This is a genomic window from Streptomyces sp. NPDC090741 (genome assembly GCF_044769045.1).
In the GTDB taxonomy this organism is placed as follows: Bacteria; Actinomycetota; Actinomycetes; order Streptomycetales; family Streptomycetaceae; genus Streptomyces.
In genome coordinates, this window is sequence record NZ_JBIVXF010000014.1 from 212,323 (window position 1) to 238,088 (window position 25,766).

At 72.6% G+C, this 25,766-nt stretch carries 10 protein-coding genes; all 10 read right to left on the bottom strand.

All coding sequences use genetic code 11. The annotated features are described in order from the left end of the window. Positions 1 to 29 precede the first annotated feature (29 nt). The 10 genes from sbnB to ACIQU4_RS31955 all read right to left on the bottom strand — a co-directional run bounded on the left by sbnB (position 30) and on the right by ACIQU4_RS31955 (position 25,760). Positions 30 to 1,061 (bottom strand): 2,3-diaminopropionate biosynthesis protein SbnB, encoded by a 1,032-nt coding sequence (sbnB, locus tag ACIQU4_RS31910; protein WP_403738071.1) that lies wholly within the window; start codon positions 1,059 to 1,061, stop codon positions 30 to 32. A gap of 16 nt (positions 1,062 to 1,077) precedes the next feature. Further along, on the bottom strand, positions 1,078 to 2,040 hold the full coding sequence (locus ACIQU4_RS31915; RefSeq protein ID WP_403738073.1) for a TauD/TfdA family dioxygenase: 963 nt from the start codon (positions 2,038 to 2,040) through the stop codon (positions 1,078 to 1,080). A gap of 17 nt (positions 2,041 to 2,057) precedes the next feature. Continuing rightward, positions 2,058 to 5,114 (bottom strand): amino acid adenylation domain-containing protein, encoded by a 3,057-nt coding sequence (locus ACIQU4_RS31920; RefSeq protein WP_403738076.1) that lies wholly within the window; start codon positions 5,112 to 5,114, stop codon positions 2,058 to 2,060. A 78-nt stretch (positions 5,115 to 5,192) separates the two neighbouring features. After that, positions 5,193 to 6,020, bottom strand: a complete 828-nt coding sequence (locus ACIQU4_RS31925) for an ABC transporter permease (RefSeq protein ID WP_403738078.1) — start codon at positions 6,018 to 6,020, stop codon at positions 5,193 to 5,195. Further along, on the bottom strand, positions 6,017 to 6,949 hold the full coding sequence (locus tag ACIQU4_RS31930; protein WP_403738081.1) for an ATP-binding cassette domain-containing protein: 933 nt from the start codon (positions 6,947 to 6,949) through the stop codon (positions 6,017 to 6,019). Before ACIQU4_RS31930 ends, ACIQU4_RS31925 begins: the two co-directional genes overlap by 4 nt. Before the next feature lie 4 nt (positions 6,950 to 6,953). After that, positions 6,954 to 7,166, bottom strand: coding sequence for an MbtH family protein (locus ACIQU4_RS31935; protein WP_403738084.1), 213 nt, complete (start codon positions 7,164 to 7,166; stop codon positions 6,954 to 6,956). An 11-nt stretch (positions 7,167 to 7,177) separates the two neighbouring features. Beyond that, on the bottom strand, positions 7,178 to 10,798 hold the full coding sequence (locus ACIQU4_RS31940; protein ID WP_403738086.1) for an SDR family NAD(P)-dependent oxidoreductase: 3,621 nt from the start codon (positions 10,796 to 10,798) through the stop codon (positions 7,178 to 7,180). Then, positions 10,795 to 11,583 carry a thioesterase II family protein gene (locus ACIQU4_RS31945; protein ID WP_403738088.1) on the bottom strand — a complete coding sequence of 263 codons (789 nt, stop codon included), beginning with the start codon at positions 11,581 to 11,583 and terminating at the stop codon, positions 10,795 to 10,797. The genes ACIQU4_RS31940 and ACIQU4_RS31945 overlap by 4 nt, the downstream gene beginning before the upstream one ends. A 60-nt stretch (positions 11,584 to 11,643) precedes the next feature. Next, the gene (locus ACIQU4_RS31950) at positions 11,644 to 21,708 is read right to left on the bottom strand and encodes an amino acid adenylation domain-containing protein (RefSeq protein ID WP_403738091.1); all 10,065 of its coding nucleotides are present in this window, start codon (positions 21,706 to 21,708) and stop codon (positions 11,644 to 11,646) included. Further along, positions 21,708 to 25,760, bottom strand: a complete 4,053-nt coding sequence (locus ACIQU4_RS31955; RefSeq protein WP_403738121.1) for an amino acid adenylation domain-containing protein — start codon at positions 25,758 to 25,760, stop codon at positions 21,708 to 21,710. The genes ACIQU4_RS31950 and ACIQU4_RS31955 overlap by 1 nt, the downstream gene beginning before the upstream one ends. Positions 25,761 to 25,766: the final 6 nt, after the last annotated feature.

The window sequence follows — 25,766 nt, forward strand, 5'->3', positions numbered from 1 at the left end:
AGCTACCTCCCGTTCTGGGGCAGTTGCCCCTAGCCGCCGTACCGGTTCATCTCGTGGAAGAAGTCCTCGACCACGTGCAGGTCGCCGCTGCGCGACACCTGGTCGTAGACATGGGCGCTGACGGCCAGGTCGAGCACACCGAGGCCGAACGGGGAGAACACCACCGTGCGGTCGGACGGCACCGTGGTGCGTCCCGTCATGACGTCGTACAGGGTTCCGTCGATGAAGTCCCGGTTGCCGGTGACCTGTTCGGCCAGGTGCGGCGAGGTGTTGGCCTTGAGGCAGTGCTCGACGTCGTCGACGTAGTTGACGGAATCGAGGATGATCTCCGGCGCCAGGTCACGCAGCGAGACGTGGAGCACCAGCGGGTGGTGGGCGAACAGCTCCGGGTCGGTGACGTGTGGAGCGCCCGCCACGGTGGCGAAGACCACCAGGTCACTGCTGCGGATCAGGTCGTCCACGGAGTCGTGCACGGTCACCCGGCCGCTCTCACCGGAGCGGTCCAGGTAGTCGGCGAAGCCGGCCGCGTGCTCGCCGGACAGGTCGTGCACTGCGACCTCGTCGAAGGACCAGCCCGTGCCCGCCAGGTAGGTGTGCAGGTAGCGGGCGATCAGACCGGTGCCGACGAAGCCCACCCTGGCGGGGCGGACTCGTCCGCGGGTGAGCCGGTCGGCGGCGAGCGCGGCGGACGCGGCCGTCCTGCTCGCGCTGATGATCGAGCTCTCCAGGCAGGCGTACGGGTAGCCGGTGCGCGGATCGTTGAGGATCAGGACCGCGGACGCACGCGGCAGCCCGGAACTCACGTTCTCCGGGAAGCTGGAGATCCACTTGAGTCCGTCGACGCCGTTGTCCCCGCCGAGCGACGCGGGCAGGGCGATGATGCGGGCGGTGGGCCGGTCGGGGAACTGGAGGAAGTACGACGGCGGGTTGACCGTCTTCCCCGTGCCGTGCGCGATGTAGGCCGCCTCGACGATCTCCGTGACCAGCTTCTCCTGCCCGCTCAGGGCACGCTGCACCTGCTGGCCGGAGATCACTGCGAAAGTTGGGCTGTGCTTCGTCATCTGGCTTCTCGAACCTCTAGACCGATCGGGTGGTGGGGTTCGCCATCGCGACGAGCACCTCGCGGGCCCCGTCGTACGGCAACCGGCTGTGAGCCGTGCGCAGGTTGTCGACAAGCATCAGGTCGCCCGGGCGCCACGGCTCGGCGACAGTGACGGAGTCGTACACCTTGTTGATCAGCGTGACGATGTCCTCGGTGATCTCACCGCCGTCGCCGAAGCTCGTGTTGAACGGCAGGCCCTGCGGGCCGTAGAAGTCGACCAGGTACTCGCGGACCTCGGGCGCCATCGTCCACTCGTTGAGGAAGGCGATCTGGTTGAACCAGAGCCGCTCGCCGTCGGCGGGGTGGCGCAGCACCGCCGGGCGGCGCTGGCTGGTGCGCAGCCCGTCGCCGGTCCATTCGAAGGTGACGTCGTTGGCCGTGCAGTACCGCTCGACCTCGGCACGGTCCGTGGTGCCGAACGCCTCCGTCCACGGGACGCCGATGTCCTCGGTGTAGCTGCGGGTGAGCAGCCATCCCTCGCGCTCGAAGCGCTCGACGAGATCGGCGGGAAGACCCTGCAGGACGCGGCCGGCGTCGGCCAGGGCGGTGGCCCCGCCGCTGGTGGGCGCGCTCAGGCAGGCGAAGGCCATGGTCGCCGGGAACTCCAGCGCGTAGCTCAGCTCGTGGTGCATGCACATCGGCTGGTTCGGCGGCCACTTGGAGGACGAGTAGATGCGGTCCTCGTAGGTCCAGCGGGTCGCGAACGCCTCGCGCTCGGACATCAGGTCGTGCCCGAGGATCTTGAGGACCGCGGCCGCTCCGGCGGCCTCGTGCAGCCCCAGACCGCGTACCAGTACGGCGCCCTGCGAGGCGACGATCCGGTACAGCGCCTCGCGGTGCTCGGTGGCCCAGGCCGCCGGGTCCGACGCGTCGGCAACGGTGACGATGGCCGGACGGCCCTCGTCGCGCCGCCCGTCGAGTCCGGCAAAGGGGTCCATGTCATTCGGCGGCATTTTCACACTCGCTCTCTTTCGTGCATGTCGTGGACAGCCAGCACCACGGCGGCGGTCTGCGCCGGCCTGGTGCGGAAGAAGTGGTGACCACCGTCGGGCAGCTCGCGGACCTGGACGGACCGGGCGATGCGGCGCCAGGCTTCGATGCCGCCCTCGTGGCCCTGGGTGGCGGGGTCGTCGGCGGCGACCACGAGGGTCAGCGGAGCCGCGACGAGGGTGGCCGGCGCATGTTCCACCGCGTCCGCGAAGAACGTGTTCGCTTCCAGGACGTCGTGCCGGTACGCCGCACCGACCAGCGCCGCTCGGCTCGTGTCCGTCCCGGAGAGCTCGGTGTAGCCACTGTCCCCGCTGAGCCGCGCGGCGATCTCCAGGGGGGCCATGGTCTTGATCTCGGCGCTGAACCTGCGCCGGTCCTCGGGGGTGCCGACCAGCTGGCCGCCGATCAGGACGGCCCTCAGTTCGTGACCCCGCTCTTCGAGCAGGCGCGCGGTCAGCACCGCCAGGGCGGCCCCGGAGGAATGCCCCAGGAGAAGGACCGGTCCGACGGCGCGCCGGCCGATCTCACTCGCCACGGCCTTGGCGACCTGTTCCAGGGAGGCGAACGGCTCGCTCTCGACCGTGAGGTCGTGGCCGGGCAGCTCCACTCCGTGGACGGCCAGCCCACTGTCCGCCAACTCGGCAGCGAGGGGCTGGAAGTTGACGGCGTTGCCGCCCGCGTACGGGAAGCAGACGAGGGTGGCGGCCGGGGAGGGGGGCGTGAGGAGGGGGTTCAGGAGGCCCGTTCCGGTGTCCGCCCCTTCAAGGTCGCCGGTTCCGTCGACGAACGCGGCCAGGTCGCTCAGCCGCGGGTGCCGGGTGAGGTCCTTCAGCGATACGGCCCGGTCGAGCTTCACGACGAGGCGTACGGCGGACAGGGAGGTGCCGCCCGAGTCGAAGAAGTGGCTCCTGCGGCCGACCCGTTCGGGCGCCACACCGAGCACGGCTGCCCAGGCGGCGGCGATCCGCTGTTCCGTCGGGGTGACCGGCGGCTGCGGGCCGTCGTCGTCCGCCTCCGCGAACCCCGCCAGCTGTTTCTTGTCGATCTTGCTGTTGGCGGTGAGCGGCAGGGCGTCGAGGCGATGGAAGCGGCTCGGCACCATGTACTCCGGCAGCGCGGCTGCCAGCCACGACCGCAGCGCGTCGACGGGTACGTCGGTGGCGGCGGCGTAGAACGCCACCAAGGTCTCGCCCACGACGACCACGGCGGTGTCACGGATCCCGGTGACGCCGAGCAGCCGGTTCTCGATCTCGCCGAGCTCGATGCGGAAGCCGCGCAGCTTCACCTGTGCGTCGCGGCGGCCCAGGAACTCCAGCTTGCCGTCGGGGCACCAGCGGCCGAAGTCGCCGGAGCGGTAGAGCCGTTCGCCCGGCCGGTGCGGGTCGGTGCCGTATGCGGCGGCCGTGCGCTCCGGGTCGTTGATGTAGCCGCGGCCGACGCAGATCCCGGCGAACACGATCTCGCCGGGCGAGCCGAGCGGCACCGGTTCGAGGCCGGGGTCGACGACGTAGACCCGCACGTTGGCGACGGCCGGTCCGAGGGGGACCCGGTCACCGCGCGGCGGCTCGGTCATCACCTCGTGGTTCGTGTCGTCGGAGGTTTCGGTGAGCCCGTACGCGTTGACGAGCGCGGTCCCGGGGAAGGCCGCGAACCAGCGTTCGACGAGCTCTTTCTTGAGCGCTTCGCCGGTGGCCGAGAGGCAGCGGACCCGGCCGAGGCCGCCGCCGTGCTCCTCCAGGTGCGACAGCACCACTTCGAGGTAGGAGGGGACCAGTTGGGCCACGTCCGCGCCGCGGACGACCTCCACGAACCTCTCCACGTCAAGGATCGCCTCCTGCGGCACGATGAGCGTCGTGCCGCCGACCAGCAGGGCCGCGACGAGCTGCCAGAGGGAGATGTCGAAGCACTGCGGAGCGACCTGCGCGACGACGTCGTCCTCGCCCACCCGCAGGTCGTCGGTCTTCGCGTAGAGGTGGTTGAGCATGCCCGCGTGCTCGCACATCACCCCCTTGGGCGTACCGGTGGAGCCGGAGGTGAAGTAGATGTAGGCCAGCCGGTCGGGTCCGATGTCGAGCCCGAGGTCCGCCGGGTCGGCCCCGTCGCTCTCGTCGATGCGCAGTACGGTGACGGACGGGCGCTCGCGCAGGGCCTCGTCGAGGGTGGCCGTGCTCCCCGGCTCCGTGAGGACGAGGGTGCATCCGGCGCGGTCGAGGGTGGTGCCGATGCGGTCCGCCGGGAAGTGCGGCTCGATCGGCACGTACACGCCGCCGGCCTTCAACACGGCGAGGACGGAGGCCATCCAGTCCAGGTTGCGCTCGGTCACCACGGCGACGGAGTCCTCGGCGGTCAGGCCGCGGTCGAGGAGGGTCCGGCCGATCCGGTTCGCGTGGGCGTTCAGCTCGGCGTACGTGATCCGGCGCTCGCCCATGATCGCGGCGGTCTTCTCGGGGTGCAGGCGCACCCGGTCCTCGAAGAGCTCGTGGAAGCGGCGCTCCGGCAGCTCCCGTGCCGGACCGGCCATGCCGACGAGCTGGTGGTGCCGTTCCTCGGCCGAGAGCAGGCTGCGGCCCTCGTGCGGAGCGTCCGGGTCGGTGGCGATGCGGTCGAGAGCCGTGCGGTGATAGCCGGCGACCCGGGTCGCGTGGTCGGCGTCGAAGTCCTCGGTCCGGTACGTCAGCGCCAGCGCGCCGTCGGTGACGCACACCCCGAACACGACGCCGTCGGGCAGTGCGCCCGGCGTCCCGCCGGCCACGGTCTCGAAGCCGTGACCGGGTGCGGCGGCCGCGTCGCGGACGCGGTCCACCAGACCGGCCCAGGTGGTGCCGGCCACCGACACGAGGTGGGGCGCGGGGCCGAAGGCCACCTCGTCCTCACCGCTGAGGATCGCGACGACCTTGGCATGGGCGGCGGACAGCTCTGTCGGCGTCGGTTCGAATTCCAGCGGAATACGAACGGTCGCCGTGCCCGGTGCCGTACCGATTGTCGTCTGCCACCGCGGAACGGCGGTATGACCGGACCTCATGAGAGGGCTCCTCCACTCGGGGAGTTGGAATGAGGAAAACGTATTCGGGAGGGTTTCCCTCCCGTTATCGATCACATTTCAGCGACGTCGATAGCGGGATATCGCCAGCGGAACCGCGAAGCACATGAGGCCCACGCTCCACAGCACGGTGCCGAGGACGGGACCGGCGACCGGCCCCCCTGCGAGCAGGTTGCGGCACGCGTCCGTCACCAGGGTCGTGGGGTTGGCCTCGGCGAAGGTCTGCAGCCAGCCGGGCATCGTGCTGGTCGGCACCAGGATGGAACTGCCGAACTGGAGCGGGATCATCCACAGGAAGCCCACCGACTGCACGGTGTTGGGACTGCGGATCGTCAGGCCGATGAAGGCCGACACCCAGGCCAGAGCGGTGCCGTAGAGCAGCGTGAGCAGCACGGCGGCCACCGCGAACAGCAGGTTGGTCTCCACCCGGAAGCCGATGACGACCGCGAACAGCAGCATCACGACCTGGCCCAGCAGGAGCCGGCTCATGTCCGCCACGATCCGGCCGGTCAGGACCGCCGAGCGGGCGATGGGCAGCGACCGGAACCGGTCCATCACACCGTTGTCGAAGTCGACAGCGAGCAGGTAACCGGTCGAACGCGACGCGAACATCAGCGTCTGCACCATGATTCCCGGCAGGAGGTACTGCCGGTAGTCGCCGGGGCGGTCTCCCCAGATGGCACCGCCGAAGACGTACAGGAAGATCAGGGTGAAGACCATGGGCATGACCACGGCGTCGAGGAGCTGTCCGGGGTCGCCGCGCAGCTGGAGCATGTTGCGCCGGGCGATGGCGAGCGACTGCCTGACGGTGTCCCGTGGCCCGTTGCGGGCGGAACCGGCGAGAGCGGGTACCCGGACGGTCGGCGCGATGTCGGTGGTCGGGGTCACGCGGTGCTCCTGGTCAGTTCGATGAAGGCCTCGTCGAGGCTGGCGACCCGGGTGTCCACGGCCAGTACGTCCACCGCCGAGGCGGTGACAGCCCGCACCGCACGGGTCAGTTCGTCCGGTTCCACGAGCGGCAGCCGGACCAGGCAGGCCTCCTCGTCGATCCGGCCGTCGAGCCCTTCCAGAGCCAGGCTGCCCACGAGGACCGGCAGGTCCCGGAGGTGCGCGGGCCGTATCTCCAGGGTCCGGCCGCCCACCCGGGCCCGGAGCTCCGAGGCCGTGCCGGCGGCGACCACCCTTCCCTTGTCCACGACGACCACCGAGTCGGCGAGCGCCTCTGCCTCCTCCATGTACTGGGTGGTGAGCAGTACGGTCGAGCCGGCGAGGGCGCGTTCCTTCACGGTGGCCCACAGCTCGTTGCGGCTGTGCGGGTCCAGACCGGTGGTCGGCTCGTCGAGGTAGATGAGCCTCGGCTCGCCCATGAGCGACGCGGCGAGGTCGAGACGCCGGCGCATGCCGCCGGAGTACTCGCGGGCGAGCTTGCCCGCCACCTCGTCGAGCCGGAACCGCTCCAGCATCCCGTTCGCCTGCGCCCGAGCCCGCCGGGCGGGCACGCCCAGGAGGCGGGCGATGAGGTACAGGTTCTCCCTGCCGGAGATGTCTCCGTCGACCGAGGCGAACTGACCGGTCAGCGCGATGCAGCGGCGGACCTCATGGGGCTCCTTCACCACGTCGTACCCGAAGATCCGGGCCCGCCCGGCGTCGGGCCGCAGCAGGGTCGCCAGGACGCGCACGGTCGTGGTCTTCCCCGCCCCGTTCGGGCCGAGCAGTCCCAGGACCTGCCCGGCGGGCACCGCGAGGTCGACTCCGTCGAGGGCCCGGTGGGCGCCGTAGCGCTTCACCAGTCCCTCGACTTCGATGGCCAGGGTCATGGCGTTATTGCGCGTCCATCGCGGTGGCCAGACTGCGCGGGCGCATGTCGGTCCAGTTGGCTTCGATGTAGGCGAGGCAGGCGTCGCGCGTGTCGGCAGGGTGGGCGGTCAGCCAGCCGGCGGGCACGTCGACGAACGTCGGCCAGAGGGAGTGCTGTCCCTCGTCGTTGACGAGCACCATGTAGGTGCCGTCCGCGTCCTCGAACGGATTGGTCATTCTCGTTCTCCTTACAATTGCGGGGAAAGCACTGCGGCGAGTGAGCCGACAGTGGGGTGTTCGTAAAGCTGGTGCACCGACAGCCGCACGGTCAGCGCGCTGTTGATGCGGTTCACGAGCTGCGCGGCGCGCAGCGAACTGCCGCCGAGGTCGAAGAAGCGGTCGTCGCGGCCGACCCCGGTACCGAGCACGTCGCTCCAGAGGGCGGCCAGGGCCTGCTCCAGCTCGGTGCCCGGTGCGACGAACGGCCGTCCGCCTCGTTCCAGCGCCGCGACCGCAAGGGCGAGCAGCTGGTCCCGGTCGGCCGGCAGCCGCTCCAGGCGCAGACAGCGCAGGGGGTGGTCGAGTTCCCTCGCCACCGGCGCGACGGCCGCCCGGACGTCGGCCTCGGAGGCCGGCCCGGTGTAGACGACGATCGCCTCCGCGGTGTGCAGACTGTCCGGGGCGAGGGCGCGCGCGATGTGCTCGTTGCGGCCGTCGAGTCCGACCAGCACGGTGGTCCGGTCGCCGCGCAGCACGGCGAGCAGCGACGCGAGGCCCTCGTCGGGGTCCAGGGTGCGGAAGCCGCGGGCCGCGGCGGCGCCCTCGGGCGCGCCCCGGTTCATGCCCAGACCGCTCCAGGTGCTCCAGGCCACGCAGTGCACGGGCCGGCCGCGCTCGCGGCCCCAGTGGTCGGCAAATCCGTGCAGGAAGCTGTTGGCCGACGAGTACGCCGCGAAGGAGCTGCCGCCGAACTCGCCGTTGACCGACGAGAAGAGCACGAGGGGCGTGTCGGGCCGGTCCTCCAGCAGCTCGGCGAGCGCGAGGGTGCCGCTCACCTTGGCGCGGTAGGCGTCGTGAAAGGCCCGGGGGGACTCGCGGACGACCTGGTGGAGTTCCAGTTGCGCCCACTGGTGGGAGACGTCGGCTCCGGCCAGGTGCAGCACGCCGTCGAGCGGCGCGCCCCAGCGCGCCTCCGCCTCGCCGACCGCGGCCCCGAGCGCGACCGGATCGGCCACGTCGAGGGCGCGGTAGGCCACGTCACCCAGGACGCCCAGGTCGTCGAGGCGCTCGGCGCGCTCGCCCCCGTCGGCCGGGCTCCGTCCGACCAGCAGCAGTTTCGCGCCGTGGGCGGCCAGCAGGTATTCGGCGATCGGATGGGCGACGCCGCCGAGGCCACCGGTGACGAGGTAGCGGCCGCCGGTGACGAACGCGTCGCTCCCCCGGTCGTCGAGGACGACCGGCCGCAGCCGGGGCACCATGCGTCGCGCGCCGCGGTGGGCCACGAGGTCGGCCCCGTCGTGGCAGGCGAGTTCCGTGACGATCGCGGCGGCCCGGTCGGCGGGGTCCGACACGTCGAGCTGCCGGACGGCCGGCAGTACCCGCTCCGCCGCGGCCGTCCGTACGAGACCGGGCAGGCTTGCGGTGGCGAGGTCGAGGGTGTCCCCCGCGGCCGTCCACAGACCACCGCCGGTGACCACCAGAAGCGGGGGCGCGGGATCGTACGCGGCCAGGTCCTGTACCAGTCGCAGCAGGTCGAGGGCCACGCTCTGGGCGTCAGGTCCCTGGGCCAGGTGGACGACGGCGCCGAGGTGTCCGGCCGGGGAGGCGCCGCCGGCCGGGGCGACGACGAGCTCGGGGACGCCGGGTACGGCGGAGAGCTCTTCCCGGAGCGCCCCGGAGACCAGCCACGGGCCGGACGGCAGCTCGCCGCGCTCGGCGGGACCGTCGGTCCAGGTGCGCTCGAAGTACCACGAGTCGTCCGCCTCGTCGCACCATTCGGCGTACGTGCCCGCGTCGAGGTCGGCGAGGAGCTGGGCGCGCTGGATCTTGCCGCTGCCCGTCTTGGGGAAGTCGTCCCGGTCGACCGGGATCACCAGGTCGGGCTGCAGACCGAGGGCCTCGGCCACCCGCGCCTTGATCGCGGCGATGGTGTCGTGGACCGCGGTCCGGTCGTCGGAGGCCGGTACGAAGAAGATCACCAGCTTGTCGGTGCTGTCGCCCGCGCCGGACCAGCCGCAGGCGGCGACGTAGGTGACCTCGGTGCCCTCGACCTGCTCCGCGATGGACTCCACGTCGTAGCTCAGGATGTTGGCACCCTGGACGATGATGAGGTCCTTCTCCCGGCCGGTGATGGTGAGCCGGCCCTCGTGCAGGAAGGCGAGGTCGCCCGTGCTGAACCAGCCGTCGGCGGTGAACGCCTCCGCGTTCGCCTCCTCGTTGCGGAAGTAGCCCTCCATGATCGTCGGCCCCGTGATCTGGAGCCGCCCCACATGGTCCTCGGGCAGCACGGCGTCGTTCGCGTCGACGATGCGCAGCCGCACGCCCGGGATCGGCGGGCCGACCTCCGTGAACGTGACGGCGTCGGCGGCGGTGGACCAGCGCAGGGCCCCGCCGAGCGAGCCCTTGTCCACCCGCAGCCGGCCCTCGTCCGGCTTCCCGGCGCGCAGCGTCGAGTACGTCACCCCGGAGCTGGTCTCCGACATGCCCCAGCACGGGCGCATCGCGTCGGCCGGCATCCCGTGCGCCGTGAGCAGCTCGATGAACCGGTCCGCGGTGCGGCTGACGACGGCCTCTCCCGCGTTGCACAGGTGCCGCAGCGTCGACAGGTCCCAGGACCGATCGGTCATGGCGGCGGCGCGCTCGTTGACGAGCGAGAAGGCGAAGTTGGGGGCCCAGGTGTTGGTGACGCCGTACCGGTCGATCCAGTCGAGCCAGCGCAGCGGGTCGGCGAGGAAGGCGTCGATGGTGGCGTTGACGTGCCGGCAGCGCAGCACGACGTCCCGCACGTTGTACATGACGATGCCGCCGACGTGGTCGAGCGGCATCCAGTTCAGCGCGACCTCGGCGGAGTCGAATCCGTTCGCCGCCGCGGTGGCCCGGGTGCGGGCCAGGACGCTGCGGCTGGCATGCCGGACCACCTTCGGCACACCGGTGCTGCCGGAGGTGAGCAGGTGCACGACCGGGCTGTCCGGGGTCGCCGGGAACCAGTCCGTGCTCTGCGGGCCGTCGTTCAGTTCCTCGAAGACGGCCACGCGCAGGTCGTCGACGCCCCACAGGCCGGAAAGCTTGGCCACGGCCGGCGCGAGGGAGGCGTCGGTGAGGACGAGCGGCCGGTCCAGCAGCTCCCAGGCGTTGCGGAGCTTGGTCGTGACGGCGTTCTCCCGGTCGTAGCCGGGTGCGGCACCGACCGGGGTGGGCAGGTACCCGCCCAGGACGCACGCCCAGAACGCCGTGACGAAGGCGCGGTTGTCGCCGAACTGGAACAGCACGGCCTCGCCGGGGGCGATGCCGGTGGCGCGCAGTCCGGTGAGCAGTCGCTGTGCGTCGGCGAGCAGCTGGGAGTAGCTCTGGAAGTGCTCGTCGCCGCCCGTCAGGTAGACGGTGCCCCGGTCCGGGGCGAGTTCGGCGGCGAGCCTGAGGGCTTCCTGCAGGGTGGTCGGGAAGCCGGGGTCGGGCGGCAGCTCGCCGCCGTACGCGAGAGCCGGGGTTCCCGCCGCCGCGGGCGGCGCGTCCGCGGCGCGGGGTGCGACCGGGCGCACCCGGTCCCGCCGGGCTTCCCGGCGGAGCAGAGGCACGGCCTCCTGAACCCCTGTGACGGATTCGGCGGCCGCCCGCAGCAGCGCCACGGCATCGTGTCCGGGCATGGTCATCGGTTCCGCTCCCCCTGGCCCGCGTACACGGGCTCACGGCCCAGCAGCGTGCTGCCGAGGACCGAAGTGAGCTCCGCCTCGGAGTCGTTGAGATAGAAGTGGCCGCCGGGGAAGACCTCGACGGAGAACGCCCCGCTGGTCTGCTCCTCCCAGGCCCGGAGGCCGCTGACGGGTGCGCGCGGGTCGGTGTCCCCGCCGAGCGCGGTGATCGGTACGGCGAGCGGCTCGCCAGGGCGGTGGCGGTGGTTCTCCCAGAGGGTGAAGTCGGCACGCAGCGTGGGCAGCAGCAGCTTCATCAGCTCGGGGTCGGTGAACACCCCGTCGGAGGTGCCGTCCAGGTCCCGCAGTGCGGCGCTGAAGTCCTCGTCGGACAGCCCGTGCAGCTCCGGCCCGGCCATGTCCGTACCCGGGGCCGGCTGCCCGGACAGGAACAGGTGGCCGGGCTGGGTGCCGCGCTTGCGCAGCGCCCTGGCCAGTTCGAACGCGAGCAGCGCACCGCCGCTGTGGCCGAAGAACGCGTACGGCCCCTGGAGGTAGGGCCGCAGCGCCACGGCGACCATGCGGACGGCGACGTCGACGGACGCGGGATGCGGTTCGCCGACGCGGTCCTCGCGGCCGGGCAGTTGCACGGCCACGATTTCCACCTCCGGCGGGAAGAGGGCCGGCCACGCGGCGAACGCACTCGCCCCCGCTCCCGCATGCGGAAAGCAGAAGAGACGGATCCTCCGGTTCGTCCGCCGGGCACGACGGACGAATGGAGTTTCTGCTATGAGCCTGTCAGGCATGACCGAGCCGCCTCAAAATCTGCAGGACAACAGGAATACACCGCACGGTATTGAGGAGCCTTATCGGTCCTCTATTACGACCCTTTCCGGACCGCATTCGAAGATCCCCGCGACCCCTGTGGCCACGTCGCGCAGCAGGGCCGGCTCCAGCAGGTCGTCGTGCGAGCAGTCGACCGGGGTGACCTTCAGCTCCCCGTCCACGTAGGGGGCCCAGGCGGAGGCCAGCTTCGCCGCCCCCTGCTCCCCGCCCGAAGTGATCAGGGAGACTTCGCCCTTGTACGCGGCGGGCCGGTGCGCGGTGACCACCATGATCGTGTTGATCATGACGTCGAAGAGCCGCTCGTCGGCCTCGCCGCCGAGGACGTCTTCCACCAGGCCGAGTCCCCGCTCCCGCTGCTGCGCCTCGTCACCGCGGTCGTCCGGGTCGCCGCCCGCGTCGTCGCTCACCCGGGCAAGCACGTCAGCGGCGGTGAGCAGCCGGTGTCCCTCCACCGGGCCTTCCTGGGCGGGGTCGCCCGGCCTCGCGTCCATGATGGCCAGCAGGGCCACCTGCTCACCCTGCTCCTGCAGGGTGGTGGCGATGGCGTGCGCGACGTTACCGCCGGTCGAGTACCCCAGCAGGTGGTACGGGCCCTGCGGCTGCACGGCGCGGATCTGCTCGACGGCGTCGAGCGCCCAGTCGGCCAGCGACTGCGGGAGCGGTCCCAGGCCGTCGAGTCCCCGCGCCTGCAGGCCGTACAGGCCCACGTCCTCGGGCAGCCCGCGCAGGAGTCCGGCGTAGCACCAGCTCAGTCCGAGCGACGGAGGGGCGCAGAACAGCGAGGGGCGGTCGCCGCCGCGGCGCAGCACCACCATGGGCCCGGTGTCGTCGGGGGTGTCGAGCCGCGTGGCGAGCAGGGCCGGGGTGGGTGCCTCGAAGAGGGTCCGCACATCCGTCACGACGTCGAGCGCGGTGCTGATCCGGGTGGCGAGCCGCATCGCGAGCAGCGAGTGGCCGCCAAGCTCGAAGAAGTTCGCGTCGACGCCGACCCGGGGCAGTTCGAGGGCTTCCGCGAAGAGGCCGCAGAGCAGTTCCTCACGCAGGCTGCGCGGATCGCGCCCGGCCGTCGCCCCGGTCACCTCGGGTACGGGCAGGGCCTTGCGGTCGAGCTTGTTGCTGGGACTCAGCGGCAGGCCTTCCAGCACCACGATCACGCCGGGCACCATGTGCGCCGGCAGCGCCGCGGCGAGCCGGGTGCGCAGTTCCCGGGGATCCAGCTGCGCCCCGGTGGCCGGGACCGCGTAGCCGACGAGCCGGTCGCCGTGGACGGCCGCGGCGGCGTGGGTGACGCCAGGCTGCTCGGCGATCGCGGACTCGATCTCGCCGAGCTCGATGCGCAGGCCGCGGAGCTTGACCTGCGTGTCGGCCCGGCCGACGAACACCAGCAGACCTTCGCGGTCCCACCGGACGAGGTCTCCGGTGCGGTACATCCGGCCGCCGGGGACGAACGGGTTCGCGACGAACCGTTCGGCGGTCAGGCCGGGACGGTCGAGGTAGCCGCGGGCCAGTCCGGGGCCGGCCGTGTACAGCTCTCCCGCCACACCGGGCGGGACCGGCCGCAGGTACGGGTCGAGCACGTACGCGGCCGCGTTGGCGATGGGCCGGCCGATCGGGATGGGTTGCCGGCCGGGGGCGTCGTGGACCCAGGACGCGACGTCCACGGTGGCCTCGGTCGGGCCGTACGCGTTGACGAGCCTGCGGCCTTCGGACCAGTGCGCGATCAAGTCCGCCGGGGGGACGTCGCCGCCGGTGACGATCATCCGCAGGGCGGGCAGTTCGATCCGCGGCAGGCCCGACATCACGGCCGGGGTGAGGTGCGCGTGCGTGATGCGCCGGTCGGCGAGGAAGGCGGCGAGTTCCTCGCCGGCCAGGACGCCCGGGGGGATCACGAGGCAGGAGCCGGTGAGCAGGGCGAGGCACAGTTCGGAGACGCTCGCGTCGAAGCTCGGGGAGATGAGCTGTGCGACGCGGTGGCCCGTACCGGCCTCGTAGCGCTCGGCCTGGTTGACGACCAGGCTCGCGATGCCGCGGTGCGACACGACGACGCCCTTGGGCCGGCCCGTCGAACCGGAGGTGTAGATGACGTACGCGGCGTCGTCGAGGCGCCGCGGAACGACCGGCTCCGTACCGGGGAGCCCGTCCGGGACCGGGAAGGAGGCGGGCGAGAGCTCGCACACCGGGCGGGCGTCGTCGAGCATGAACGCGATCCGCTCGGCCGGGTAGTCGGGGTCGACCGGCAGGTACGCGGCCCCCGCCTTCAGCGTCGCCAGCACGGCGACCACCAGATCGGCCGACCGGGGCAGCCGCAGTGCGACGATCTCCCCCGGTCCCGCGCCCCGCTCGCGCAGCAGATGTGCGAGCCGGTTGGCGCGCAGGTCCAGCTCCGCGTAGCTGAGCGTCTCGGCGCCCTCCTGCACGGCGGGGTGGTCCGGGGTCCGGGCCACCTGTCGGGCGAAGAGCTCCGGCCAGGTGAGCGGGGGCATCTCGCGAGCCGTGTCGTTCCACCCGTCGAGGACCAGCCGGCCCAGCTCGGGACCGAGGACGTCGAGCCGGTCGAGGGGCTCGTCGGGGGCGGCCACGGCGGCGGCGAGCAGTCGGACCAGTGCGTCGGCCAGGCTGCGGGCGGTTTCGTGGTCGAACAGATCGGTGGCGTACCGCACGATCCCGTTCAGCCCCGAGGTCTCGTCCTCCTCCAGGACGAACGCCAGATCCACCTTGGCGGACTCCGTGTCGACCTGCTCACCGCGGACCACCAGGCCCGCGAGTTCCGGCTCCGAGACGTCGAGGTTCTGCAGCGTGAGCATCACCTGAAAGAGGGGGTGGTGGGCCAGCGAGCGGGCGGGGTTGAGCACCTCCACGAGCCGCTCGAACGGCACGTCCTGGTGGGCGAAGGCGGCCAGGTCGGTCTCCCGTACCCGGTCGACGAGCTCGTGCAGCGAGGGGCTGCCGGAGACGTCGGTGCGCAGCACGACCGTGTTGACGAAGAAGCCGACCAGGTCGCGGGCCGCCTCCTCGTCGCGTCCGGCGACCGCGCAGCCGAGCGGGATGTCCGTACCGCTGCCGTACCGGGTGAGCAGGGCGGCGAGCGCGGCCTGCAGCACCATGAACACGCTCGCGTGCCGGCGGCGGGCCAGGTCCGTGACGGCGCGGTACAGATCGGGACCGACCGTCAGCGGCGCCGAGCCACCGCGGTGGCTGAGGGCGGCCGGCCGGGGCCGGTCGACGGGCAGGTCCAGCAGCTCGGGCGCGCCCGCGAGGGTGTCGCGCCAGAATGCGGTCTGGCGGGCCAGCACGCTGTCCGGGTCGCTCTCCTCGCCGAGGACCTCCTGCTGCCAGATGGCGTGGTCGGCGTACTGCACCGGAAGCGGCGTCCACTGCGGGGCGCGTCCGGCGCGGCGGGCCTCGTACGCAGTGCCCAGGTCGCGCAGGAGCGGTCCCATCGACCAGCCGTCGCTGACGATGTGGTGCACGAGCACGAGCAGGACGTGCTCATCGCCGTCCTGGGTGAAGAGCCAGGATCGGATGGGGAGTTCGCGGTCGAGTTCGAACGCGTACCCGGCCGCGGCAACGACGTCGCCGCCGGTGACCTCCTCGAGAACCGGTTCCTCGGTCACGACCCGCTGATGGGGCACGCCCCCCTCGTCACCGAAGACGGTGCGCAGGCTCTCGTGCCGTCCCACCACGTCGGCGAGGGCGGCCCGCAGCGCGGTCCGGTCGACCCGGCCGGTGAGCCGCAGCGCCAGCGGGACGTTGTACGTGGGCGACGGACCCTCGAAGCGGTACATGAACCACAGACGGCGCTGGGCTGCCGACAGGGGCACCCGCTCGGGCCGCGGGCGCGGGGCGAGTGCGGGGCGGGTCGGCCCCGCGGCCGGTTGCAGCTCGGCGATCCGCGCGGCGAGCCCGGCGACGGTGGGGGCCTCGAAGAGGTTCCGGATACCGACCTCGACGCCGAGCTCGTCGCGGACCCGGGCGACGACCCGGGCGGCCAGCAGCGAGTGCCCGCCGAGGTCGAAGAAGACGTCGTCGACGCCGACCTCGGGCACGCCCAGGCTCTCGGCGAAGATCGCGCACAGGACTTCCTCGCGGGCGTCCCTGGGAGCCCGGGCGGAGGTGACCACCGCTTCGGGTGCGGGCAGCGCGTCCCGGTCCAGCTTTCCGTTGCCGGTGAAGGGCAGCCGGTCCATCGCCACGTACGCGGACGGCGCCATGTACTCGGGCAGCTGCCCGGCGGCGTACGCCCGCACGGCCTCCAGGTCGAGCCCGGCGGGTGTCACGTACGCCACCAGGCGCTTGTCCCCCGGCCGGTCCTCGCGCAGCACGGCGGCGGCGTGCGCCACGTCCGGGTGCTTGGCGACGGCCGACTCGACCTCGCCCAGCTCGATCCGGAAGCCCCGCAGCTTCACCTGGTGGTCGACGCGGGCAACGAACTCCAGTTCGCCGTTGCGGTTCCACCGGCCCAGGTCGCCGGAGCGGTACATCCGCGATCCCGCGGGGCCGTACGGGTCCGCGACGAACTTGGTCGCGGTCAGGCCGAGCCGGTTGAGGTAGCCGCGGGTGACCAGGTCGCCCGCGATGTAGAGCTCACCGGTCACTCCGACGGGCAGCGGCCGCAGCTTCGCGTCGAGCACGTACATCCGGGTGTTCCAGACCGGCCGGCCGATGGTGATGACACCGCTGGGGACGGCCTCGCCGGGGGCGATGCGGAATTCGGTGCAGCCCACGGTCGTCTCCGTGGGGCCGTACTCGTTGACCACGGTCACGCCGGGGTGGCGGCGGCGCCACTCGTCGAGCAGTTCGCCCATCAGCGACTCGCCGCCGAGGACGAGCTGCTCGGTCGGGGAGAACGCGTCCGGCAGGTTCAGCAGCAGCGAGAGGTGGCTCGGCGTGGCCTTGACGAAGGCGGGCCGGGTGACGGGGGCGTCGCCCTTCAGGTCGACGAGGTCCACGGCGCCGCCGGCCGTCAGGGGCGCGAAGATGCCGGTCACGGTGAGGTCGAAGGAGATCGGCGAGTGCACGAGCGCACCGCGCTCGACGGAGTCGTAGGCGTTCCGGGCCCATGCCAGGTACGAGTTGAGCGAGCGGTGCTCGACCACGACGCCCTTCGGCCTGCCGGTGGAACCGGAGGTGAAGATCACGTACGCGGCGGCGCTGTCCGGTACGAACTCCGGCAGCCGTGCCGTCCGCGCCGCGTCCGTGCCGGTGTCCGCGTCCGCGTCCGCGTCGGGCGAGAGGTCCGCGTCCAGGTGGAGGCGCGGCCGCGTTCCGGGGAGTTCGGTCGTCGTGGTGGTCAGCACCAGCACCGGACCGACGTCGTCGAGGACGAAGCCGAGCCGGTCGGCCGGGTGCTCGGGATCCAGCGGCAGGTAGGCCGCCCCGGCCCGGAACACGGCGAGCACCGCCACCACCAGGTCGACGGACTTCGGCAGGGCGATCGCCACGAACGTCTCGGGGCGGGCCCCCCGCGCGACCAGGACCCGCGCCAGCCGTTCGACCCGGTCGGCCAGTTCGGCGTAGGTGATGCGGTCGTCCCCGCACACCACGGCGACGGCTCCGGGGGTCCTGGCCGCCTGCGCGGCGAACAGCTCCGGCACGGTCGTCCGGGGCACGTCGTGCCCCGGGTCGTTCCAGCCGACCAGGACGCCGTGGCGTTCCTCCTCGGACAGGATCGGAAGATCGCCGACCGGGAGGTCCGGGTCGGCCGCGGCCGCGGTGAGCAGCCGGACCAGACGGTCGGCCATCGCCTGCACGGTCTCGGCCTCGAACAGGTCGGTGGCGTACTGGATCGCGCCGTGCAGCCCGTCCGGACGGCCGTCCTCGGTGTGCTCCTCGGCGAGGAAGAACGACAGGTCGAGCTTGGCGCTGTCCGCGCCGAGCTGCTCCCGGACGACCTCCAGGCCGGCCATGCCGAAGTCGCCGTCCGCGGTGTTCGCGAACGTCAGCATCACCTGGAAGAGCGGGTGGTGGGCCAGCGACCTGGCCGGATTGAGCACCTCCACCAGCCGCTCGAACGGCACGTCCTGGTGGGAGTAGGCGGCCAGGTCGGCCGTGCGGACGCGGCGCAGCAGCTCGGCGAAGGACGGATCGCCCGAGACGTCGGTACGCAGCACCAGCGTGTTGACGAAGAATCCGACGAGGTCGTCGAGCGCCTCGTCCGTACGGCCGGCGATCGCCGTGCCCAGGGGGATGTCGGCGCCCGCGCCCATCCGGGTCAGCAGGGCCGCGATACCGGCCTGGACCACCATGAACACGCTCGCCTGCTGGGCCCTGGCCAGCGCCACGAGCGCACCGTGGGCAGCGGCGGGCACGGCCAGCTCCACGACCCCGCCGCCGTTCCCGGCGACCGCGGGACGCGGCCGGTCGGTGGGCAGTTCGAGGAGTTCGGGAGCACCGGCCAGCGTCGTGCGCCAGTAGTCGAGCTGACGGGCGATGAGGCTGTCCGGATCCTCCTCTCCGGCGAGGAGTTCACGCTGCCACAGCGCGAAGTCGGCGTACTGCACGCGCAGTTCCGGCCAGGTGGGGCCCTCACCGGTCAGACGGGCCGCGTACGCGGTCGCGAGGTCGCCCGCGAGCGGGGCGGCGGACCAGCCGTCACCGGCGATGTGGTGCAGGAGCAGCAGCAGGGTGTGCTCCTCGGGGCCGGACTCGAAGAGCGTGACGCGCAGCGGGGCTTCCCGCTCCAGGTGGAAGGCGTACGCGACGGCCGCGTCGAGGGCCTGCGGGGAGAAGGGTTCCACCCGCAGCTCGACGTCGGCGGGCAGGACCTGCTGGTAGGGCGTGCCCGCGAAGTCGGGGAAGGCGGTCCGCAGGGCCTCGTGCCGCTCGACCACGTCGGTGATCGCGGCCTGCAGCGCGGACCGGTCCAGCCGGCCGGTCAGGCGCAGCGCGATCGGCAGGTTGTAGGTGGCGCCGGGCCCTTCGAGCCGGTACAGGAACCACAGGCGCCGCTGCGCGTACGACAGCGGCGGATGCTCCGGCCGTTCCGCGACGAGGATCGGCGGCCGGGCGGTGGCCGCCGTGTCGAGGCGGGCGGCTATCCCGGCCGGCGTCGGCGCCTCGAACAGCGCGCGGATCGGCAGCTCGACGTTGAAGGTGGAACGGATACGGCTGACCAGCCGGGTGGCGAGCAGCGAGTGCCCGCCGAGCGCGAAGAAGTCGTCGTCGGCACTGGTCCGCCGCAGGCCGAGCACCTCGGCGAACAGGCCGCAGAGGATCTCCTGCTGCGGTGTCGCCGCGGCCCGTCCCGCCGGGGCGGGCGCGAATTCGGGCGTGGGCAGGGCGGCGGTGTCGAGCTTGCCGCTGGGGGTCAGCGGCAGGGCGTCCAGGAGCACGATCGCGCCGGGTACGAGCACCTCGGGCAGCCGCGCGGCGAGGTGCTCCCGGACGGTGCGGATCAGGTCGTCGCCGACCCGGTCGCCGCCCTCGCCGGGCGCTGAGGGGCCGGCCGGGACGACGTACGCGACGAGGCGCTCGTCGGAGACGGTGACGACGGCCTGGCCGACCTCGGTCAGCTCGGCCGCTGTGGCGCGGATCTCGTCGAGCTCGATCCGGACGCCGCGCACCTTGACCTGGCGGTCGGCGCGGCCGGCGAACTGGATGGAACCGTCGGGGTTCCACCGGCCCAGGTCGCCGGAGCGGTACATCCGGGAACCCGCCGGGCCGAACGGGTCGGCCACGAATCGCTCCGCGCTGAGGCCGGGCCGTTGCAGGTAGCCGTGTGCGAGCTGAACGCCCGCGAGGTAGAGCTCTCCCACGACGCCGGGCGGGACCGGGCGCATCGCCCGGTCGAGCACGTAGACGCGGGTGTTCCAGACGGGGAAGCCGATCGGCGCGTTGCCCGGGCCTATCTCCTGGCCGCCGTCCCATGCCGTGACGTCGACGGTGGCCTCGGTCGGGCCGTACAGATGGTGCAGGGGGATGCCGAGGAGGTCGCGGAAGCTCCGGTGCAGATCCGCGGGCAGGGCCTCTCCGCCGCAGAACACGCGGCGCAGGCTGGTGCAGCCGGCGGCCTGCGGCGTCTGCACGAAGGCCGAGAGCATCGCGGGGATGAAGTGGAGCGTCGTCACCCGCTCGGCCCGGATCAGCTCGGCGAGGTACTCGGGGTCGCGGTGCCCGTCCGGCTTGGCCATCACCATCGTGGCGCCCTGCAGCAGCGGCCAGAAGAACTCCCAGACCGACACGTCGAAGCTGGTGGCGGTCTTCTGCAGCACCCGGTCGTCGGCCGCGAGGGGGTAGGCGCGCTGCATGCCGTCGAGCCGGTTCACGACCGCGGCGTGCGGGACGACGACGCCCTTGGGGCGGCCCGTCGATCCGGAGGTGTACATGACGTACGCCGGGTCGGCCGGGAGCAGCGGGCGGCTCCGGTCGGCGTCGGTGAGCGGGGTGTCCTCGTGTCCCTCCGCGTCCGCACCGGCGAAGTACGCGCTGTCCAGCACGCAGATCGGGGCGGCGTCGGCCAGCATGTAGGCGATGCGGTCGGCCGGGTAGCCGACGTCCACCGGCAGGTACGCCGCGCCCGTCTTCACGATCGCGAGCAGCCCGACGAGGAGGTCCACCGAGCGGGGCACGGCGAGGGCCACGAGCTCACCCGGACCGGCGCCCCGGCCGACGAGGTGGCGGGCCAGCCGGTTGGCCCGTGCGTGCAGTTCCCCGTACGTGACCTCCTCGCCCTCCATGACCAGCGCGACCCGGTCGGGGGTGCGGACCGCCCGGGCGTCGAGCAGCTCGGGCAGCACGGCGGCGGGCAGTTCGAGATCCGTGGCGTTCCATGTCCGGACGACCTGCTCGCGCTCTGCGGGCAGGGTCACGTCGATGCGGCCGACGGGGAGGTCGGGGTCGGCGGCGACGGTTTCGAGGACCTGGAGGAACCGGGCGGCGATGGCGGTGCCCTGCGCCCGGTCGAACTGCGCGGGGCGGACGTCGAGCCGCAGGACGAGACGGTCGCCCAAGACGCCGGTGATGAGGCTGAGCGGGTAGTGGGTCGCGCCGCCGCCGTCGATGTCGGTGATCCTGAGCTTCTCCTCCGGGCCCTCCCCCTCCTCTTCGAAGGGGTAGTTCTCGAAGACGAGGATCGAGTCGAAGAGCTCTCCCAGGCCCGCCCTCCGCTGGATCTCGGCGAGGCTGACGTGGTGGTGGTCGAGCAGGTCGCCCTGCCGGCGCTGGAGGGCGCCGACGGCCTCGGCGAACGGCACGGCGGGGTCGAGCCCGACCCGCACCGGAACCGTGTTGATGAAGAGGCCGATCATGCTCTCGACGCCGGGCAGGTCGGCCGGCCGGCCGGAGACCGTGGCGCCGAAGACCACGTCGCTGCGGCCGGTGAGCTGTCCGAGCACCATTCCCCAGGCACCCTGCACCAGGGTGTTCACGGTCAGGCCGCGCTCGGCCGCCATCCCGACCAGCCGCGCGGTCGCCCCGGGCGACAGCTCGGCCGTGATCCGCTCGGGCAGCACCGTGCCCGCGGGGGCGCCGGGGGCCACCGTGGTCGGCCCGTCGAGACCGGCGAGGGCCTCCTGCCACGCCTGCGCTCCGGCGTCCGCGTCCTGCCGGCCGAGCCAGCCCAGATACTCCCGGTAGGGGGTGACCCGGGGCAGCCCGTCGGTGCTGCCGCCCGCCTCGTAGACCTCGAAGAGCTCGCCGACGAGCAGCGGCGCCGACCAGCCGTCGAGCAGGATGTGGTGGTTGGTCATCACCAGCCGGTGCTCGCCGGGTCCGAGGTGGACCAGGCTGAACCGGATCAGCGGCGGCCGGCCCAGGTCGAACCGGGTGGCCCTCTCGGTCGTCAGGAACGCGTCCAGTTCCTCGGCCGGAAGGGTCAGTTCGGACCAGCCGGGCGTCACGTCCCGCGGGATGATCTGCATCGGCCGGCCGTTCGCCCGCAGCCGGAAGCCGGCCCTGAGGTTGGCGTGCCGCTGCAGGACGGCTTCGGCGCTGCGGCGCAGCACGGACCCGTCCACCTCACCGGACAGCTCGAGTACGAGCTGGGTGTTGTAGACGTCCACCGCCTCGTCGTCGTAGAGGGAGTGGAACAGCAGCCCCTCCTGCAACGGTGTCAGCGGCAGTACGTCTTCGAGGCGCGAGCGCTTCATTACCAGTCCCCCAGTTCAGCCTCAAGGCTGTCGATCTCGCTCTGTGTCAGGTCGTCGCTCAGGTCGGACGGCGTCAGCCCGACCGTGTCGGGCCGCTCGTCCGCGAGCTCGGTGAGCGCGTCGAACCATGCGTGCGCCAGCCGCCGTACCTCGGACTCGTCGAGCAGCCCGTCAGCCCAGGCCCAGGTGGCGACGAGGCGCGGACGACCCTCGTGGTTCTCGGTGACCGCGGTGATCTCCACCGCGTGCGTCATCGGCATCTCCGGCGACCTCGGTGCGGGCACCGGCCCGTCGACGGTCTGCCAGTCGGCGCCCGTGTCGTCGCCGTCCGTGTACCGGCCCAGGTAGTTGAAGCCGATCTGCGGTGCGACGGCCAGGCCGGGCTCCTTGCCGAGGTGGCGCAGGATTCCGTATCCGACGCCGTTGTCCGGGAAGGCGCGCAACTGCTCCTTGACCCGCTTGAGCCGGTCCGTGGGCGTGCGGCCCTCCGGGTGGAGCCGGACCGGGTAGAGGCTGGTGAACCAGCCGACCGTGCGGGAGGTGTCCACCCCGTCGGCGACGTGTTCGCGCCCGTGGCCCTCCAGGTCGACGAGCACCGGTCCGGCGCCGCGGCCTTCGGCGACCGCGGTCGCCAGGCCGTACAGCAGGACGTCGTTGACGTTGCCGTTGACGCTCGCCGGGATCCTGGTGAGCAGCGCCTCGGTGACCTCCGGTGCCAGCGTCAGCTCGATCTCCCGGGCCGTGGCCGCGGTGTCGAGCGCCGGGTCCAGCCGGCGGGTGCCGAGGAGCGGATCCGCGGTCGCGGCGATCTCCTGCCACACCGGGAGTTCGGCCCGCCGGTCCGCGGCCTGCAGGTGCCCCGACCAGGTCCGGTACGAGGTGGCCACCGGGGCGAGCTCGGGGGCCCGTCCCGCTGCGGCCGTCTCGTACGCGGCGGCGAGGTCGGGCAGCAGGATCTGCCACGACACCGCGTCCACGACCAGGTGGTGCAGGACGATCAGCAGCGTGCCCGACGCGTCGGGTCCGGCGTCGAACCAGACGAACCGTGCCACCTCACCGGCCGCCGGGGACAGTTCCCGGCGGGCCGTCTCCGCGGCTTCGCCGTCGCCGGAGCCGACGCGCACGACCGAGACCGGTACGGCGCCGCGCTCGCGTACCTCGTACGTGCCGTCCGGGTGGTGCCGCAGCCGTAGGACGTCGTGGTGGTCGATCAGGGCCTGGGCGGCCCGGACCAGTGCCTGCTCGTCCAGGCCCGCGGGGACCCGTACGGCCATCGACTGGTTGAAGCCGTCGGTGGCGTCGTAGTCCTCCAGCCAGCGCATGATCGGGGTGGGCGCGAAGGTGCCCGTACCCGCGTCCCGGTCCTCCGCCGTGGTCGGCACCTCGGTGGCCACCTGGGCCAGGAGGGCGGGAGTGCGCTCCCGGAAGACGTCCCGGGTCGCGACCAGCAGTCCGCCCGACCGGGCCCGGCTGACCACCTGGATGGACATGATGCTGTCGCCCCCGAGGTCGAAGAAGCTGTCGTCGGGGTCGACGGCGGGCAGGTCGAGGACGTCGGCGAAGATCTGGCAGAGCAGTTCCTCGCGGGCGTCGGCGGGCCGGCGGCCGCCGCCTGCGGCGGTGGCACTCCACCGGGGTGCGGGGAGCGCCGCCCGGTCGACCTTGCCGTTGGGCATCAGCGGGATCTCGTCCAGGACCACCAGGGCTGCCGGAACCATGTAGTCCGGCAGGCCGGAGGCGATCCGTGCCCGTACCGCCGCCGGGTCCGCGTCACCCACGTAGTAGGCCACCAGACGCCGGTCACCCGGACGGTCCTCGCGCACCACGGCGGTGGCCCGGCCCACGCCGTCCACGGCGTTCAGCGCGGACTCGACCTCGCCGAGCTCGATGCGGAAGCCGCGCAGCTTGACCTGCGTGTCCGCCCGGCCCTGGTACGACAGTTCGCCGTCGGCGCTCCACCGGGCCAGGTCGCCGGTGCGGTACATCCGCGAGCCGGCGGGGCCGAACGGGTCCGCGAGGAACCGCTCGCCCGTCAGCGACGGACGGCCGAGATATCCGCGGGCCAGGCCCGCACCCGCCACGTACAGCTCGCCGGTGACGCCGGGGGCCACCGGACGCAGGGCCGCGTCCAGCACGTAGACCCGCGCCCCGGTGATCGGACGGCCGATCGGCGGTACGACCTCGCCGGACAGCGGCGCGCTCATCGTGGCGCACACGGTCGTCTCGGTCGGGCCGTAGGCGTTGATCATCCGGCGTCCCACCGACCAGCGGGCGACTAGTTCCGGCGGGCACGCCTCGCCCGCCACGACGAGCGTCGCGCCGGCCGGCAGGGCGTCCTCCGGGAGCACCGCCAGTGCCGTGGGCGGCAGGGTCACGTGCGTCACGGCCCGCTCCGCGCACAGCGCGGCCAGGTCGGGACCGGGCATCAGCCGCTCGGCCGGGGCGAGCACCAGGGTCGCCCCCGACAGCAGACCCATCACGATCTCCCAGGCCGCCGCGTCGAAGCTCAGCGCCGCGAACTGCAGTACCCGGCTGCCCGGACCCACACCGAAGGCGTCCTGCTGGGCCCGCGCCAGGGAGGCGATGCCGCCGTGCGGCACGACGACGCCCTTGGGCCGGCCCGTCGAACCCGACGTGTAGATCACGTAGGCCGGGTGGTCGGCGTGCAGCTGCACGTGCGCAGGCGCCACCTCACCGGACGGTTCCAGCCCGTCGACGAGCACGACGGGGACCGTGCGCTCGCCGAGCCCCGGCAGCGTCGCGCCATCGGTGATCAGCAGCAGTGGCCGGGAGTCCGAGAGCATGTACGCCACCCGGTCCGCCGGGTAGTTCGGGTCGACCGGCACGTACGCACCGCCCGCCCGCAGCACCGCCAGCAGCGACACCACCAGGTCCACCGACCGCGGCAGCGCCACGGCCACCACGGACTCCGGCCCCACACCGTGCGAGGCGAGGTGTCCGGCGAACGCGTCCACGCGCGCCGCCAGCTCGCCGTACGTCAGCTCGTCGCCCTCGAACGCCAGCGCGGGCGCCGAGGGGTCGGCAGCCACCCGGGCCGCGAACAGCTCCGGGAAGGACTGCCCGTCACTCACCGCATCGCAAGACGCGTCAGCCGCCCACTCCTCCAGCATCCGGCCGCGCTCGGCGGCCGACAGCACGTCCACCGCCGAGACCGGGCCGTCCACATCGGCGACCAGCCCCTCCAGCACCCGGACGAACCGCTCGCCCAGCGCGTCGGCGCTCGCCCCGTCGAACAGGTCCGAGGCGTACTGGACCTCTCCGCTGAGCCCGTCGGAGGTCTCCTCCAGGTGGAAGGTCAGGTCGAACTTGGCCACGCCGAGGTCGGCGCCCTCGTATCCGGCGTCGAGGCCGGGGAGGTCGAATCCGGCCTCGGAGTTGTTGTCGAGGACGACCATCACCTGGAACAGCGGGTGATGGGCCAGCGAACGCTGCGGGCTCACCACTTCGACCAGGCGCTCGAAGGGCACGTCCTGGTGCGCGTACGCCGCCAGGTCCGTCTCCCGCACCCGGGCCAGCAGCTCGCGCACCGACGGGTCGCCCGACACGTCCGTGCGCAGCACGAGCGTGTTCACGAAGAACCCGATCAGGCCGTCGAGCGCCTGGTCCGAGCGGCCGGCCACGACCGTGCCCAGCGGCACGTCCGTCCCGGCGCCCATGCGCGAGAGCAGCACCGCGACCGCGGCCTGCACCACCATGAACGGGGTCACCCCGCACTCGCGGGCCACGGCCAGCAGACGGCCGTGCAACGCGGCGTCGGTCCCGAAGCGGGCCACGCCGCCGCGGTACGAGGGAGTCTGCGGACGCGGTCGGTCGAGGGGGAGTTCGATCAGTTCGGGTACGCCGTCCAGTGCGGAGCGCCAGTAGTCGATCTGGCGGCCGACCGGGCTCGACGGATCGCCCTCGTCACCGAGAACCTCCGCCTGCCACAGCGCGTAATCCGCGTACTGCACCGGCAACGGAGCCCAGCCGGGCACCCCACCGTCCACCCGAGCCGCATACGCGACCGAAAGATCATCCGCCAGCGGAGCCAACGACCA

Excerpts from the sequence above, each read along its gene's own strand:
- sbnB (WP_403738071.1), bottom strand. The coding sequence starts at position 1,061 with ATGACGAAGCACAGCCCAACTTTCGCAGTGATCTCCGGCCAGCAGGTG.
- ACIQU4_RS31915 (WP_403738073.1), bottom strand. The coding sequence starts at position 2,040 with ATGGACCCCTTTGCCGGACTCGACGGGCGGCGCGACGAGGGCCGTCCG.
- ACIQU4_RS31920 (WP_403738076.1), bottom strand. The coding sequence starts at position 5,114 with ATGAGGTCCGGTCATACCGCCGTTCCGCGGTGGCAGACGACAATCGGT.
- ACIQU4_RS31930 (WP_403738081.1), bottom strand. The coding sequence starts at position 6,949 with ATGACCCTGGCCATCGAAGTCGAGGGACTGGTGAAGCGCTACGGCGCC.
- ACIQU4_RS31935 (WP_403738084.1), bottom strand. The coding sequence starts at position 7,166 with ATGACCAATCCGTTCGAGGACGCGGACGGCACCTACATGGTGCTCGTC.
- ACIQU4_RS31940 (WP_403738086.1), bottom strand. The coding sequence starts at position 10,798 with ATGACCATGCCCGGACACGATGCCGTGGCGCTGCTGCGGGCGGCCGCC.
- ACIQU4_RS31945 (WP_403738088.1), bottom strand. The coding sequence starts at position 11,583 with ATGCCTGACAGGCTCATAGCAGAAACTCCATTCGTCCGTCGTGCCCGG.
- ACIQU4_RS31950 (WP_403738091.1), bottom strand. The coding sequence starts at position 21,708 with ATGAAGCGCTCGCGCCTCGAAGACGTACTGCCGCTGACACCGTTGCAG.